This window comes from Limnoglobus sp., assembly GCF_059499385.1.
Genome location: NZ_JCABYM010000051.1, coordinates 21529 through 37814 on the forward strand (window position 1 = coordinate 21529; position 16286 = coordinate 37814).

Below are 16286 nucleotides of genomic sequence, written 5' to 3' on the forward strand. Positions count from 1 at the left end.
CCTCTCGAACGAGGTAACCAACTCATTTCCCCAGGGGCCCGACTTTTTGAACCGACGCCTTCGGCTCCGGAGGGGCGTTCCAGACCTTCACGGTCCCGTCCAGGCTGGCCGAGGCGATCCACTTGCCGTTCGGGCTGAACGCCACGGCCTGAACCCAACTGGTGTGGCCGCGGAGGACGACCGGGGCCGTGCCGGGGCCGTCCCAGACGGCGACGGTACCGTCGTTGCCGCCCCAGGCGAGGCGCGGGCCGTCCCGGTCGAGAGCCACGCACTGGACGCTGCTCGACTGAGGCAGGTCGTTTAGGAGTTTCCACGTGGAGGTGTCCCAGACCTTGACCGTTCGGTCGAGACTGGCGGAGGCCAGCCGCTTGCCGTCACGACTGTACGCCACACCGGTGACGCGGCCGGCGTGTTGGAGGCTCACGACGGACAATTCCCTCTGGGCCTTCCAGTCCCAGACGCGGACGGTGCGGTCCCCGCTGCCCGTGGCGATGTGCCGGCCGTCCGGGCTGAACGCGACGGAAAGGACCGGCCACTCGTGAACCTTGAAGGGGGACCGGACATCTACGCCCGTCGCCGCCTCACGGACCCGCATGAAGTACTCGTAACCGGCGGTCGCGACGTGCCGACCGTCGGGGCTGAACGCCAGGCAGAGGAACTGACCGACGCGTGCCCGATACTCGCCGATCTGCTTTCGAGAATCGACCTCCCACACCGCTAGGAGGTCATGTGCCCCCCCCCGACTGATCGCGGCCAGGCGGTGCCCGTCGGGGCTATAGGCCGCCCTCACGCGCTCGTTGGACGGGGGCAACGTCAGGGTGCCGAGCGATTCGCCACCCCGGATGTCCCACGTCCGCACCGTCCCGTCCGTACCGGCGGAAACGAGGGTGTGCTCATGTTTCGGGTGGAAGGCCACGTCGGTCACCCCGCCGGCGTGCCCGAGTAAGGTGCGGAACTCCGATCCCTGTTCCGACTCCGGGTCCGGGGAGGCGTCCCAGATTCGGACGGTCGAGTCCACGCTCGCCGAGGCCAATTGGTGGCCGTCCGCACTGAACGCCAGGCAACTGATGAGGTCGATGTGGCCGCGCAACGTAAGGACCTCGTCCCCGGTCTGTGCGTCCCAAATCTTGATGGTCTGGTCCAGGCCGGCGGACGCGAGCCGGCGGCCGTCGGGGCTGAAGGCCACGCATCGCAGCCCGCCCACGTGCCCGGGCAGGCTTCGGATCAAGTCCCCCGTGCGGGCGTCCCAGACCTGGACCTCCTCGTCGGGGTGGACGGAAAGATTCCCGCCGACCGACGCTAGGTAGCGGCCGTCGGGGCTGAACGCGACCCCCGTCCGCCGCGTGTCGGGACCGCGGAGGAACAGTTGCTCCTCTTGGCCGGTCTGCGCGTCCCAGAGTTGCACCAACCCTTGACAGGTGGTGGCGAGCCGCCGACCGTCGGGACTGAACGCCACGCAAGTCACCGTGTCGGTGAAATGGCTCCGCGTGAACACCTCACGGCGGGAACCCAAGTCCCACACCGTGAACGCCCCCTTCTGATCGGTCGTGATGCCGGAGCCGAAGGCCAGGTACTTGCCGTCAGGGCTGAAGGCGACACTCCACACCCGCCGGGTGGGGTCCAGTTGGAGCGAAGGCTTCTGCAACTCGTCCCGTTGGATTCTCTGCACGTCCCAAAGTTTGATCGTCCCGTCCCAGCCGCCCGAGGCGAGGTATCGTCCGTCGGGGCTGAACGAGAGTGTGTAGGCCGCGTTCTCGTGGGCCTGCCACTCCCGGAGGACGTGACCTCGTGCCTGCCAGAGTCGGACGACCCCCGCCTTCGTGCCGGTGGCCAGCAATTTGCCGTCGCAGCTGAACGCGACGCTGAAGGCTTCACTAGCGTGCGACAAGGGGGAACGGCTGTTGGTTCGCAACCCCTTCAGGTAGCGCCATTCCCAGCCGCGCTGCTCGGCCGGGCACAGTTCCAGCATTGCTTGCATTTGACTCAAATTGTTCGCGGACCACTCGCGTTCCGCCAGGGCGATGTGTTGGCGGTAAAGCTCGGTCTCGAGCCGCCGGCGAGCCTCCGCCTCCATCCGCGCTCGCTCGGTCGCCGCCCTCGTCTGTTCCTGTTGGAACAACACCGTGCCGACCACCAACCCTACAACGGCCAGCCCGACCACAGCGGCGGCCACCGACCCCATCACGACCGCCCGCCGGTGCCGACGGACGAGCTTGTGGAGCCGGTACCTGGCCGACGGCGGGACGGCCTGCACCGGCTCGCCGGCCAGGAACCGCTGCACGTCCATCCCGAACCCGTTGGCCGTCTCGTACCGGCGGCCGCGGTCCTTCTCCAGCGCCCGCATGACGATCCAGTCCAACTCGCCCCGGACCAACCCACTCAGTTTCCGCGGCTCGACCCCGCGGCGGGCGGCGATCGACGGCAACTCGTCGGTCGTGCTCAGCCGGGCGCTCGGCCGCGGCGGCTCCTCCTCCCGGACCAGCCGCAGCAGTTCCAAAAGTGCGGTACCCTTCACCCGCTGCCGCTGGAGCGGCGTCGTCCCAGTCAGCAGTTCGTACAGGAGCACGCCCAGGCTATACACGTCGCTGCGGGTGTCGATGTCGAGCTGGTTGAACTCGGCCTGCTCCGGCGACATGTACTCGGGTGTCCCGACGACCGCGCCGAGGCCGGTGACGAGCGTTTTCTCGGTCAGCGGCTGCCCGGCGGCCTTGGCTACGCCGAAGTCGATAACCTTCGGGACCGGGCGGCCGTCGTACAGGGCGACGAGTACATTTGACGGTTTGAGATCGCGGTGGATGACCCCCTTCTGGTGGGCGTGCTGGACGGCCTGGCAGACGGGGACGAACAGCTCCAGCCGCTCCCGCGGGGTCAGCCGCCGCTCGTCGCAGAATTTTGTGATCGACACGCCCTTGACGAGTTCCATGACGAAGTACGGCCGGCCGTCGGGGGTCGACCCGGCGTCGAGCACTCGCGCGATGTTCGGGTGGTCCATCAAGGCCAGCGCCTGCCGCTCGGCCTCGAACCGCGCCAACACGCTCTTCGAGTCCATCCCGGCCTTGACCACTTTCACGGCGACCAGCCGCTTGACCGGCTCCTGCTGCTGGGCCAGCCAGACCGTGCCCATGCCCCCCTCGCCGACCACCTCGACCAGCTTGTACGGGCCGATCAGGCCCCCGTCCGGGGGGGTGAGCGGGTCGTCGGCCGGCCGCCCGGCGGCGTACTCCTGCGTATCGGATAACTGGAGGAGGTCCGCCGGGCGGCCCAGGAAGTTGCCTCCCTGGGTGTGCCGGACCAGGAGCTTATCCAGACGGACGCGGAGCGCGGGGTCGCCGCCGCATGCCCGATCCAGGAACGCGGCCCGCTCGACCGGGCCGGCGATCTCTAGCGCCTCGATGAAGAGGGACTCTTCGGTCATGGCGTGGCTCTGCGAGGCTTCGGACCCATATCCCATGCGACGTGGGGTCCGGGATTGCGCACGAATTCCGGCGGCCGCCCCTCCGGCGGTCAGCCGGGGGGGGCGTTCAGCCGGTCGAGGAGCCAAGCCCGGGCGTACGCCCAAACCTGGTCCGCCTTCCGCGGCGAGATGTCAAGCATTCCAGCCGCCTCCCGTCCTGTCAGCCCGGCGAAGTACCGGAGTTTGACCAACTCGGCGGCGCGGGAGTTGACCGCTGCCAACCGGTCCAGGGCCTCGCTGAGGGCCAGCAGGTCGTCGTCTTCGGCGGCCTCGGCCGCCACGTCCAGGTCGTCCAGGGTGAGCCGCTTCCGCCCGCCCCCGTGCCGCTCCCGCTGCTTGCGACGGGCGGATTCGACCAGAATGCGGCGCATGGCCTCGGCGGCGGCCGCGAAAAAGTGCCCGCGGCCGTCCCAGTCCTGAGGTTGGGCCCCGCCGACCAGCCGGACGTAGGCCTCGTGGACGAGGGCGGTCGGCTGGAGCGTGTGACCGGCCTTCTCATGGGCCAACCGGGCGGCGGCTAGCTTCCGCAACTCTTCGTAGACGAGCGGGAGGAGGTCGGCGGCGGCCTGTCCGTCGCCGGCCTTGATAGCATTAAGGATTTGCGTGACGTCCGCCATGCCGCTCAGCATACGCAGGCTGCGGACGAGCCGCGACCAGAAACCGGCGGTGGAAGCGGGTCGAGGGGCAGTGTCGGCAGTACGGCCGGTGGCGAGACGAGCGCGGGCGGGGTCGGGATCCTAGGCAGGATCCGGCGTGTGGGGAGACTGATCGTGCGCTCGGGCGTCGAGGCCCCGACGATCGCTGCGAGTGACGGCGGACCGGGGGTAGAGTTCTTGAAGAGGGGGTTCGCTTACTACGCCCGGCGGCCATGTGGAATGCCAGGGGAGAGGGGCGGAGTGGTCAATCATCTGTTGGGCACGAACTTTAGGCCCGGCCGCCCCGAACACCCGCGAACGGGTCGCCCATCCCGGTGATGACGAGCGGGTTGCCTGGGAACGCCATCACGGGCTCCGGCCGGGCCGGGTCGTACACGACTTCGACCACACGGCCGTCGGCGCGGACCCACCGGCCCGGCACGTGCCCCGGCCCGGCCGCCACGACGAACACCACCCGCGGGGGAGCCTCCATAGGGGTCGCGGCCGTCGCCCGCTTCAGCCGCCCGACCCGCCGCGCCCGCGCCGTCATGCGTCACCCCCGTCGCCCCCGTTGTCACGGCCGCCGGCCCGGCGGGCGACCCGCGCCACCCGCTCGAACGCGTCCCAGACGGCGTCGAACCGCGGGTCCAGCCGCCAGGTGAACAGCACCGGCACCCGCCGCGGGTGGGTGGGCCGGAAGTCCCGGGGCGGGTCCACCTCCGGGGCGATCCGCTCGGCGGCCGCGACGGCGGCCCGGTATGCGGCGATGGCCGCGGGGAACTCCGGCTCGCGGGCGAAGAACCCCTCGGCCGCGGCCCGGTCGAACGCGGCCAGCCACTCCGGGTCGCTCAGCCCGACCAGTTCGACGGCGGGCGGCGGGCCGCCCCGGGCCTCCAGCCGCCGCACCCGCGCCACCGCGTTCATGGGATTGCCCCCGGCGTGTGTCGGTCGTCCCCTGTCGCCGGATCGCCCGCGGGGCCGAGGACGACCTCCTCGACCTCCACCGCGTGCCGCCCGCCGCCCGCCGGGCACCGGTCGGCCGGGCCCGGCGGCTCGCCCGCGTCCACCAGCCGGGTCGGCCGGCCCGCGCACCGCGGCCGCGCCGCCTCGACCGCCTTCAGCCGCCGGGCCAGTTTCATGCGTGATCCCGCTGGCGTCGACCTGCGCCTCGAGGGCGGCGATCCGGGCCTCCAAATCCACCGCCTCGCGGACCCGCAGCCCGAGCTCGAGGACGGCCCGGGCGGCCCCGAGCCGGGTGGCCGGCGGGACGGAAGGCTTCTGCAGGTCCAGCAGCGTCCGCACCGCCTCGGTCGCGGCGGCCGTCAGCGCCCCGGCCGCGCGGGCGAGGACGTCGGCCCGCACCGCCTGCAGGCGGCCGCGGTGCGCCGGGTCGGCCAGTCGGTTGTACACCGTCCGCTCGCTCACCCCCGCCTGCCGGGCGGCCGCCTCGGCCGTCGCCCCGCACGCCAAGGTCAGGAGCAGCTTGTCGTCGGCCGCCCGCCGGCCGGATGCCCGCCCCATCGCTCGGCCCTCCCCGGGTAGAACAGATTTCGAACTTCTCGCGCGCGACTCTCGGCGCGAGAGTGCGACTCGATGGTTGCGGATTGCCTTGTTTTGTAGGCGATTTCGTCGGATCGAAGGGGGGATGCGACCGAAAATCTACTCCATTCCGAATCCGACCCGGTGTCCGAGTGGAACGGATTTCGAACCTCGGACTCTCGGCTCGTGTTAACCGGCGGGTCGAAACGGGTTCACGCCAAAGCTCAACGACCGGCGGGTAAACAGTCGGCGCGACATTTCCTCATTACTACGGCCGTCTCGCTCCCGGCGGCACGACCGGCAGGATCGCGCGTCCGTCGCGAGGAACCGCGGGGCAGGTCCGAAAGCCGGCCGTTCCCCGGCGTTCCGGCGGTGTACAAGAACCATGTCCATTCCCGCAAATCCCCCGCGAATTGATGGGTTCCCGATGCCCCGCCTGTTGGAGCCATTGTGGCTGATCCTGGTCACCCTCGACGAGCGGAAGCTCGCGCAAACCGTCGAGTACCTGCGGGAGGAGAACGGGATTCTGCGGGACAAGCTCCCCGACCGGATCACGGTCACGCCCCGCGAGCGGGCCCGGCTGGTCAAGTTCGGCCAGCCGCTCGGGTCGGCCATCGCCGGGCTGATCTCGATCGTGTCCCCGCGGACGTTCGCCCGGTGGGTGAAGGGCGAGAAGCCAGCCCGACGGCCGGGCCGCACGCCGGGGCGGCCGCGAACGGACGCCGACGTGCGCGACCTCGTGCTGCGGCTGGCGCGGGAGACGGGGTGGGGCTACTCCCGCATCCTCGGGGAGCTGCGGAAGCTCGGCGTGGGGTCGGTGTCCCGCTCGACGGTCATCAACATCCTCCGCGACGCCGGTCTCGACCCCGGCCCGAAGCGTGGGGTCGGGACGTGGACGGACTTTCTCCGGCGGCACGCAGCCACGTTGTGGGCCAGCGACTTCCTGACGGTGAAGGCGTGGACCACCCGCGGGATCGTGGACGTGTTCGTGCTCTTCTTCCTGCACCCGGGCAGCCGCAAGGCGTTCGTCGCCGGCGTGAGTGCCAGCCCGAGCCCCACGTGGGTCAAGCAGCAGGCCCGCAACGCGACCATGCGGATGGAGGAGCTCGGCCGGCCGCCGCGGTACTTGCTGATCGACCACGACGGGAAGTACACGAAGGCGTTCGACGCGGTGTTCGGGGCCGAAGGGGCGACCGTGCAGCGGGTGGGCCCGAGGGCCCCGAACCTGAACGCCCACGCCGAGCGGTTCGCCCAGACGTTGCGTCAGGAGTGCCTAGACCACTTCGTGATCTTCGGCGAGAAGCACCTGCGGCACCTGCTGTCCGAGTTTTTGACCCACTACAACGCCGAGCGGCCCCACCAAGGGATCGGGAACGTCCCGCTCGACGGCGAGCCGCCCGCGATCCTCAAGTTCCCGTCCGGTTGGGTGCGGTGCCGGAAGCGGTTGGGCGGGCTGCTCCGGCACTACCACCGCGCCGCGGCCTGACCATCGCGAGGTCACGAACGTCTCATTTGGTCGTCCTCCGGTCGGCCGCGTCGAAGGTGCGTGGCGGCCGGTGAATTGTCTCACCCATGTAAACGTAAGTCCACTAAATCGACCCCGATTTCAGACATCCACTCCGCGACCCGCCAAGCACTGGCGGCCGGGAATCGCCGCCGTTCGCGGTGGACATGGTTTTTGACCATGACGCCTTGGGCCGTGCGCCTCGCCCCAGGCTCCAGTCCCGAGTAAACGCAACCTCTTGAGGGCGAATTACGACAGACCTATGGCAGGGCGAGAGGTCGGGGCCAACGGGCGTTACGAACGGATTTTCCGGCCCAGTTGCGAAATTCTGCATGCAGAATCAAGCCGGTGTCTGTCGATAGTTCCGACAGTTGGAACGGACCAACAAACCGCCCACGACGACCCCATTCGGACTTTCAGGCACGGCCTCGGGTCATCTCGCGGGAATTGATCAAGTTCCACGGTCGCGCCCCGGCGCGTCTCGGCCTCTAACCCAGTTTTAGGAGACAGGATGTCCATCCATCGAGTCGCGCGCGCGGCCTTGGCGGCCGTGGCGTGCGGGGCGGCGTTGGCCGGATGCCGGTCGGCGGTCAGCACCCACGTCACCCCGAACCCGATCGAGGGCGGGTGGGACACGAAGAAGGTCCGCGGCATCCCCGTGACCGTCAAGGTGCCGACCGGGTTCGAGATCAAGGTGATGGAGCGGCGGTTCTACCAGCCGGACTTCACAGAGGTCGAGGGGGCCGTGTCCCGGTTCGTCGTGACCCGCGTCATCGACAAGGACCAGGTGTTCATGGTGGACTCCGTACGCCCGGGCGCGGGCACGTTGAACCAGGCGGCGGGCTTCAACAACACGGAGAACAAGCAATTCTTCTCGACGTACGACACGAAGATCGAGGACAAGACGATCAACACGATCGCGGCCATCATCCCCAACCTGCCGGACGTGCTCTCCAACCTGAAGAAGGCCCGGGCGGTGGCGGACACGAAGGAAGTGACGACGCCCGCGGACGGCTCGCTGGCCATGGTCTACACCGACCACCTGGTGGCGGTCAAGCTGTTCGACGTCAACGCCCCGGACCTCACCGACTGCGTCCGTCAGTTCATGGCCGACTACGTGAACTGCACGCCCCCGTGCAAGCCGGTCGACCTGAAACACGAAGCCTGCGAGAAGCGCTTCCCCGGCCAATAACCCGTCCGCACCCAACACCACACACAATAGGTACCAACCATGAACCGGTCACGCGTCTTCGGCGGCCTCGCGACGGCGGGCGGCTGCCTGCTGCTCAGCGCCTGCAGCACCATCAAGAGCAAGATTTACGACTACGACAACTACTCCGACGGCCGCCAGGTGAAGTGCCTCAAGGGCATCCCCGAGACGCTCGACGTGCCCACCCACGTCCAGGTCACGGTCACGGAAACGCGATACTTCAAGGGACCAAAAGGCAAGGCCGTCACCCCTGACCTGCAGCCGGCCCCCGTGTCGCCCTTGCCGACCCCGGCCCCGGCCCCGGCACCCATGCCGATGACCGGGGGATCCGCGCGGGCCGGCGGGACAGAACTGATCCAAGCTCAGGCGACCGCCACCGAGCAGCCCATGACCGTCGACCAGATGAAGGCCCGGCTGGCGAAACTCCAGGCCGAGCTCGAGGCCCTGGTGAATGACGCCAAACGCAGCTCGGATTTCCTCGACCTGCCGGAGCGGGTCAAGGCGCTGAAGGACGAGATCGAAAAATTGAAGGCCAGGATCACCGCGGCCGCCCCGCCCGCCCTGTCGGACGCGGGAAAGTTCTCGAGGGTCGACAAGGTGTGTGCCACCCGGGCGGTCTTGTACGAGGTCATCACGCGGAAGGAGCTGTACACCGTCGACTTCAAGCGGCCGCTGTCGGGCACCAACGACGTGAAAATCGCGTACGGCACGCAGTCGAGCGGCCAGTTCTTCAAGTCCGTCAAGCAGGACTTGACCGACACCTCGATCCAGGACGTCGCCAACCTGGTTTCCCAGGTCTCGGCCGTGCTGCCGAAGCTCAAGGCCATCAGCGACACGGCGAAGGCGGAGGAGGCGGGCGTCCAGAAGCTCGGGCTCCACGCGATCACCACCGTCGTCGCCGTCGAGTACTTCGACGTCCGGGAGCCCCACCTCGAGGCCCGCATCCAGGAGTTCCTCGAGCGGCACGTCAACGCGTGTAGCGACCGATGCGAGCCCGGCGGCTCGTGCCCCGTGGGGGTGCCGGCGACGGCGGTCCCCGCGGTACGCGTTCCCGCACCGGTCACAGACCCGCGGGCCCACGTGATGAAGTAAAAGCGGCGCGGGCCCCAAAGCCCGCGCCCATCCCACACCGGAGAAGGACATGGCGAAGAGGAAGCAGGAAACCAAGCCGGCATCGAAAACCCCGAGAGCCACGAAGCCCAAGGCCGAACGGCCGGCACCTAGGAAGCCGGCGGCCGTGGACTTGAATGTGACCGGGGATACTCAGGCGGAAGTACCCGTCCGCGCGACGCTTGCGGACGGGAGGGCGGTCGACGTCGTGCTACGGGTAGAGGTCCGGGTCTCCGTCGTCGGCCCCGCGACTCTTGTGCCGACCGCCGGACCGGCGCTGGAATTCCGCCTGCCGGCGGGGGGCGTGCTGGGGCTCGACGCCACCGCCCCGATGGCGCTCGTCGCCACCAGCCCCGCGGGCGGGGATTTTGTGAAAGGCGACGGTGGGAAGGGCACGATCACGATCGCCTGCACGGACATCGAGGGCAAGGCCGCGATCTTGACCGCGCAGCACGTCTCGGGCGGGATCGGTTCGGAGGTCTTCGCGGACACCCAGGCGTCACTCGGCGTGGTGACCCAAGCGGGCAAGTCGAACCCTGGGCTCTCCCCCATGGACGTCGCCGTCGTCCGACTGGCGAACGGGGTCACGCCAGACCCCGACGTCCGGGTTGACGGCCAGACGTTGCAAATCGACTCCTTCCGGGCCCTCCCGGCCGTCGGCGACGTCGTGATTCACGGGGGCAAGAAAACGGGCGGGCGGGAAGGCAAGGTCGTGGACACAGACACGAGCGCGACGATCGAGACGAACAACGAACTCGACGGCGGCACGCTGTTCAAGTCGTTCGGCCTCTTCAAGATTGCGTCCAGTACGGCCGAACCGTTCGGCGTCCCCGGGGACAGCGGCGCGCCCGTCCTCCGGGAGACGGCCGCGGGGATGTTCGACTTCCTCGGGGTGCTGGTCGCGGTGGACGCCGCGGGGAACGGGTACGCGTACCCGACCCAGGACCCGAACGGCAATGACGTCGTCACGGCGTTCGGGATCGATTCCTTGTAATGCGGCTCCGGCCGGCGGGAGGGGCGGGGATGGCGCGGTTACTGTTACTCCAGTCGGTGGTCGTGATCGCTGTCGCGGCGGTCGCGGCGGGTTGTCGGACGCCGCACGCCGACAGGCCTCGCGAACCGAACGCGAAGCACCCCGTTCTCGAGGTGTGCCGGGACGGCGAGAGCCGCCGGGTCGTCCTCCGACCGGAACGGATGAAACTTCGGGACGTGGCGGCCGCGGCCGGGACGGACGCCCCCGCCGTCGACGCCGGGGGCTACCCGGTCCCGACGCTCCTCCGCCTGACGCGCCCCGACGGCCAGCATTTCGTCGAGACCTGGCTCATCGAGGAAACCGCCGTCGGGGACATCCTGCTCGGGCCGCTGGACCGGTTGGATGTGGTTCCCGCGCACCGCACGGACCTGGCCCGCGGGGTGGACGAGGTCGCCCCCCGCCCGATCCCCCCACCCCCGACTTACGTCGGCAGCCTCGACCCATTTCTCGAATGGTACCTTTCGCTCCCCCGGACAAACTGGACGCCAGCCCGGCAACGGGCGCTTCGAGATCGGTACACCAGAGCGATGGACGAGGTTGCGCGGGCCGCGGCGCTTGCGAATGAATTCAAGCGATCATTGGATCCCCTGCCGACCCGCCCCGAAGACATCGGCCTGTGGACGAATCGATTGACAAGGTTTTTGAGCGATCGGGTCAACAACGCCGAACGCCCCGACCTCGTGTTCACGGCCAACCAAGCGTACCTCCGGTCGGTCTACGGAGAGCGGCTGCGGCAGTCGGGGTCCGTCACGCTAGACGTATCCGTCGCGACCGTGTTCGGGACCGTTCGGCAAAGTGAGCCGCCGGCTGTGAAGTCGATTTCGGGTATTATTACCCCTGTGGAACTGAAGGACTTGGTAGCTACTACGTCCGGCAAAGCATCAGCAGATCCGGACGACACCGTCGTGCTTCTCAAGCGTGATGTGGAAGGATTGGAAACGACGTTCCTGCTTCGCCAGAAACACGTTTCAACCAAGGAGTCCAGAAGCGCGTTTTACCTGAACGTGCTCGCGTTCGACGGTGACGAGATCACCGTGATTCAGCCCGAGGACGTCCCGGTCGTCCGGGCCAGCCAGCTCGTCGAGGAGCACGTGGTGAGGCCGGCGCTCGCGTGTCGGTCAAAGGATGAGAACTCACCCTTGATGCGACACAAGCCCGGTATGAAAGCAACTCCGAATCGGATCGGACCGTTCCGTAGTTTCTGGCCGGGTAGATGATCAAGGCTCACCCCAGCGAGCACTGGCAGTGGGGGTGTGCCGGCGGGGTGAAGATAGCGCCGCCGGCCTTCGTCACGCCGAACTCTCGGCCGATGGGAACCTCTCCCGCGTCCGCGAGGTTCTGGCACGTCCCGCAGCTCCCCGGGTAGAACAGTTTTCGAACTTTTCGCGCGCGACTCTCGGCGCGAGAGTTCGCCCCGTCGGTTGCGGATTGCCTTGTTTCGTAGGTGATTTCGTCGAAGCGGCAGACGAAAATGCGTCTGAAAAACGACTCCGTTCCGAATCCTACCCGGTGTCCGAGTGGAACGGATTTCGAACTTGGAAGTCGCGCCGCCTGTTAACCGACGGGTCGAAACGGGTTCGCGCCAAAACTCAACGACAGGCGGGTAAACAGTCGGCGCGACTTTCTCTTATCACTTGAGCCGTCTGACCCCGGCGGCACGACCGGCAGGATCGCGCCCCGGCGGCCGCGAATCGCGCGGGGCGGGATGGGTCCGAGGATTCCCCGGCATTCCGCCGGTGTACAAAAACCATGTCCGATCCCGCAAATCCCCGCGAAACCCTGGGGAACAGATGCCCCGCCTGTTGGAGCCATTGTGGCTCATCCTGGTCACGTTGAGCGAGCGGAAACTCGCCCAGACGGTCGAGTACTTGCGGGAGGAGAACCGGATCCTTCGGGATAAGCTCCCCGACCGGATCACGGTCACGCCCCGGGAGCGGGCGAGGCTGGTCAAGTTCGGCCGGCCGCTCGGGTCGGCCGTCGCCGGACTGATCTCGATCGTCTCGCCGCGGACGTTCGCCCGGTGGGCGAAGGGCGAGAGACCCGCGCGGCGGCCGCGCCGCCCGCCGGGCCGGCCGCGCACCGAAGCCGACGTGCGGAAGGTGGTCCTCCGGCTGGCGGGGGAGACCGGCTGGGGGTACAGCCGCATCCTCGGCGAGCTGAGGAAGCTCGGCGTACAGTCGGTCAGCCGGTCGACGGTCATCAACATCCTGCGGGACGCCGGCCTCGACCCCGGCCCGAAGCGCGGGGTCGGGACGTGGACCGATTTCCTGCAACGCCACGCGGCGACCTTGTGGGCCAGCGACTTCCTGACGGTCAAGACGTGGACGACGCGGGGCATCGTGGACGTGTTCGTCCTGTTCTTCCTGCACCCGGGCAGCCGCCGGGCATTCGTCGCCGGCGTGACGGCCAGCCCGAGCCCGGACTGGGTGAAACAGCAAGCGCGGAACGCGACCATGCGCATGGAGGAGATGGGCCTGCCCCCGCGGTACCTGTTGATCGACCACGACGGGAAGTACACGAAGGACTTCGACGCGGTGTTCGCGGCCGAGGGGGGCGTCGTGCAGCGGGTCGGGCCGAAGGCCCCGAACCTGAACGCCCACGCCGAGCGGTTCGCGCAGACCCTGCGGCAGGAGCTGCTCGATCACTTCGTGGTGTTCGGGGAGAAGCACCTGCGGCACCTGCTGACGGAGTTTTTAACCCACTACAATTCCGAGCGGCCGCACCAGGGGATCGGCAACGTCCCTCTAACCGAAGACCCGCCGGGCGTGCTGCCGTTCCCGCGCGGCCGGGTGCAGTGCCGGAAGCGGCTGGGCGGGTTGCTGCGGCACTACCACCGCGCCGCGGCCTGACCGCCGAGAGACCGTGAACGTCTCACCCCGTCGGCCTGCGACCGGCCGCGTCGAAGGTCTGCACCGCCCGACGAAATGCCTCACCTCTGTAAACGCCCGTCTGGTGATCGGCGTTCAATTCTGGTCCACCTCGGCACCCAATCCAGGTCCACCGGTAGCACAACCCCCGTGGGCAGTTTCCCTGCCGTCATCGGGGGGCCAGGATGCGTACCGTGGACGACTTTGCCCGGATCCGCCAACTCCACCGGGACGGGCTGAGCGCCCGCCGGATCGCCAAGCAACTCGGGGTCGGCCGGGATACCATCCGCAAGGCGTTGGCCGACCCGGAGCCGAAGCCGTACACCCTCGCCCAGCCGCGGGCCGCCCCGGTGTTCGGCCCGTTCCGGGCGATCGTCGATGCCATCGTAGCGGCCGACGCCTCCGCCCCGCCGAAGCAGCGGCACACGGCGTCGCAGATCTACCGCCGGCTGGTGGCCGAACACGGCTACCGCGGGCAGTACGACCAGGTCCGCCGGCACCTGCGGGACCGCCGGCGGGAGCGACGGGCGACGTTCATCCCCCTCGACCACCCGCCGGGGCACCGGTGCGAGGCCGACTTCGGCCACATCCACGTCGATTTCCCGGACGGCCGCCGGCTGGTGCCGGTGCTGATCGTGACGTGGAGTTACTCGAACGCCCCGTTCGCCCTCGCCCTGCCGACGGAGCGGGCCGAGGCGGTGCTGCACGGGCTGTGCGAGGCGTTCCACTTCTTCGGGGCGGTGCCCAAGGAGTTGTGGTGGGACAACCCGACGACGGTGGCCGTTCACATCCGCCGGGGCCGCGACCGCACCCTGCACCCGCGGTACGCCGCGCTCGCGTCCCACTTCCTATTCGCGCCGAAGTTCTGCCTGCCCGCCACCCCCCAGGAGAAGCCGCGGGTGGAGAACCGGGTCAAGGACCTGGAGCGGATGTGGGCGACGCCGGTGCCGCGGGTGAACGACCTGGCCGGGCTGAACGACCACCTGCGGCGGTGCTGCGTGCAGGCCCGCGACCGGACGTGCGGGGCGAACGCCGAGACGGTCGGCACCCGGTTCGAGCGGGACCGGGCGGCGGCGTTGCCGGTAACGGCGCGACCGTTCGAGGCGTGCGTGATCGGCCCCGGCAGCGTGGACAAGTACCAGACCGTCGGGTTCGACGGGAACCGGTACAGCGTGCCCCGGCGGTACGCCTTCCGCGGCGTCACGGTGAAGGGGTTCGTCGATCGGGTCGACGTCGTGGCCGACAACCACGTCATCGCCACCCACCCCCGCAGCTACGCGAGGCACCAGCGGGTCCTCGACCCGCTCCACTTCCTGGTCGTCCTGGGGGCGAAGCCGGCGGCCCTGGATCACGCCCCGGTCTACCGCGACTGGCACCTGCCGCCGGCGTTCCCGGCTCTGCGTCAACGGCTCGAGGCGGACCGCGGCCTGCGGGCCGGGGCGAGACACTACATCCGCGTGCTGCAACTCTTGGCCCGGTTCCCGCTGGCGACGGTCGAGCAGGCGATCCTCCTCGCCCTGGCTCGCGGTGACCCGACCCCGGCCGCCATCACCGGGACCGCCGAGCGACTCGCCGTCGGGGTCACGCGGCCGCCGCCGGGCGTCGCCGCGTTCGGCGTGCCGACGCCCGACCTCGCCCGCTTCAACCGACTCCTCACCCCCACCCCCGACGGAGGCGACGATGACCGAGACGACCCCGCTGTTGCTCAAAGCGAACCTGAAGCAGTTGAAGTTGCCGACCATGCTGGCCGAGCACGAGAAACTGGCCCGTGAGGCGGCCGACCGCGACGAGCCGTACGACAGCTACCTGCTCCGACTGACCGAGTTGGAGGTCACCGCCCGCACCGCGAATGCGATTGCCGCCCGCATCCGGGCGGCCGGCTTCCCGGTGACGAAGGAGTTCGACACCTTCGACTTCACGGCCCTGCCGGGCGTGCCGAAGCAGAAACTGCTCGAACTCACCCGCCGGGACTGGATCGACCAGCGGTACAACGCCTGCCTGATCGGCGGCAGCGGGACCGGCAAGACGCACGCGGCCACCGGCATCGGCCTGGCCCTCTGCCGGCTCGGCCCGCGGGTCCGGTTCGCCACCGCGGCCAACCTCGTCACCGAACTCGAAGCCGCCCAGCAGCAGCACCGCCTGGACCGGTTGCTGGCCGCCCTCGACCGGCTCGACCTGCTGATCGTCGACGAACTCGGCTACCTGTCGTTCAGCCGGTCGGGGGCCGAGCTCCTGTTCCAGGTGTTCGCCGACCGGTACGAGCGGAAGAGTCTGCTGATCACCAGCAACCTGCCGTTCGGCGAGTGGGGAACGATCTTCCAGGGCGAACGCATGACGGCCGCCCTGCTCGACCGGTTGACCCACCGGTGCCACATCTTCGAGATGAACGGCGAAAGTTACCGGTTCCGGGAGTCGATGAAAGCGAAGACCGAGAAGACGATCAAGCCGAAGAAGTGACCCCTCTCACCCACCCGCACCGTGGACCTGGATTGGGTGCCGAGGTGGACCTGCTTTCGACGCCGATCACCAAGCTACGCCCGAAATCAGTGGCCGACGCTCGTGCGGTATCTCGACGACCACCGACTCTCCATCGACAACGGCCCGGCCGAGCGGGCCATCCGGCCGCTAGCCGTCGGTCGCCGCAACTGGCTGTTCGTCGGCGGTGACGCCGGCCTCACCTCGGCGGCCGTGCTGCTGAGTGTGGTGGCGAGCGCCAAGCGGCTCAGGTTGAATGCCTGGGACTACGTCCGCGACCTGCTCGCCCACCTCCCGGCCCGACCGCCCGACGCCGACGTGTCCGACCTGTTGCCCGATCGCTGGCGGCCGTCGTAACCCGACCAGGGCCGATCCCGCACGCACTTCGACAGACCAACTCGCCGGACGCTTTCGCTGCTCTGATACTAAAGTATACTAAGCGTAGCTTTATAGTTAAAA

At 68.8% G+C, this 16286-nt stretch carries 13 protein-coding genes; 9 read left to right on the top strand and 4 right to left on the bottom strand.

The annotated features are described in order from the left end of the window. Positions 1–22: 22 nt before the first annotated feature. From AC5JJ2_RS09950 to AC5JJ2_RS09965, 4 genes are all read right to left on the bottom strand, one after another. Positions 23–3415 carry a protein kinase domain-containing protein gene (locus AC5JJ2_RS09950; protein WP_495857829.1) on the bottom strand — a complete coding sequence of 1131 codons (3393 nt, stop codon included), beginning with the start codon at positions 3413–3415 and terminating at the stop codon, positions 23–25. Between the two features lie 89 nt (positions 3416–3504). Beyond that, the gene (locus AC5JJ2_RS09955) at positions 3505–4071 is read right to left on the bottom strand and encodes an ECF-type sigma factor (protein WP_495857830.1); all 567 of its coding nucleotides are present in this window, start codon (positions 4069–4071) and stop codon (positions 3505–3507) included. Positions 4072–4378: 307 nt separating this feature from the next. Next, positions 4379–4639: a hypothetical protein gene (locus AC5JJ2_RS09960; protein WP_495857831.1), complete on the bottom strand. Its 261-nt coding sequence runs from the start codon at positions 4637–4639 to the stop codon at positions 4379–4381. Further along, complete coding sequence (locus AC5JJ2_RS09965) at positions 4636–5610, bottom strand: hypothetical protein (RefSeq protein WP_495857832.1); 975 nt, start codon at positions 5608–5610, stop codon at positions 4636–4638. Before AC5JJ2_RS09965 ends, AC5JJ2_RS09960 begins: the two co-directional genes overlap by 4 nt. 445 nt (positions 5611–6055) lie before the next feature. Here AC5JJ2_RS09965 and AC5JJ2_RS09970 point away from each other — a divergent pair, with 445 nt between their 5' ends. From AC5JJ2_RS09970 to AC5JJ2_RS10010, 9 genes are all read left to right on the top strand, one after another. After that, positions 6056–7114 carry an integrase core domain-containing protein gene (locus tag AC5JJ2_RS09970; protein ID WP_495857833.1) on the top strand — a complete coding sequence of 353 codons (1059 nt, stop codon included), beginning with the start codon at positions 6056–6058 and terminating at the stop codon, positions 7112–7114. A 529-nt stretch (positions 7115–7643) separates the two neighbouring features. Beyond that, positions 7644–8324 carry a hypothetical protein gene (locus tag AC5JJ2_RS09975; protein WP_495857834.1) on the top strand — a complete coding sequence of 227 codons (681 nt, stop codon included), beginning with the start codon at positions 7644–7646 and terminating at the stop codon, positions 8322–8324. Between the two features lie 39 nt (positions 8325–8363). Continuing rightward, complete coding sequence (locus tag AC5JJ2_RS09980; protein ID WP_495857835.1) at positions 8364–9434, top strand: hypothetical protein; 1071 nt, start codon at positions 8364–8366, stop codon at positions 9432–9434. Positions 9435–9483: 49 nt separating this feature from the next. Continuing rightward, a complete protein-coding gene (locus AC5JJ2_RS09985; RefSeq protein ID WP_495857836.1) occupies positions 9484–10446 on the top strand; it encodes a chymotrypsin family serine protease in 963 nt (320 codons plus the stop codon). Positions 10447–10475: 29 nt separating this feature from the next. Next, the gene (locus tag AC5JJ2_RS09990) at positions 10476–11702 is read left to right on the top strand and encodes a hypothetical protein (protein WP_495857837.1); all 1227 of its coding nucleotides are present in this window, start codon (positions 10476–10478) and stop codon (positions 11700–11702) included. Between the two features lie 573 nt (positions 11703–12275). Next, positions 12276–13334: an integrase core domain-containing protein gene (locus tag AC5JJ2_RS09995; RefSeq protein WP_495857838.1), complete on the top strand. Its 1059-nt coding sequence runs from the start codon at positions 12276–12278 to the stop codon at positions 13332–13334. 203 nt (positions 13335–13537) lie between these two features. Next, complete coding sequence (gene istA, locus AC5JJ2_RS10000; RefSeq protein WP_495857839.1) at positions 13538–15124, top strand: IS21 family transposase; 1587 nt, start codon at positions 13538–13540, stop codon at positions 15122–15124. Then, a complete protein-coding gene (istB, locus tag AC5JJ2_RS10005; RefSeq protein ID WP_495857840.1) occupies positions 15033–15809 on the top strand; it encodes an IS21-like element helper ATPase IstB in 777 nt (258 codons plus the stop codon). The genes istA and istB overlap by 92 nt, the downstream gene beginning before the upstream one ends. 36 nt (positions 15810–15845) lie before the next feature. Then, positions 15846–16184, top strand: a complete 339-nt coding sequence (locus AC5JJ2_RS10010) for an IS66 family transposase (protein ID WP_495857841.1) — start codon at positions 15846–15848, stop codon at positions 16182–16184. The last annotated feature ends 102 nt before the right edge of the window (positions 16185–16286 follow it).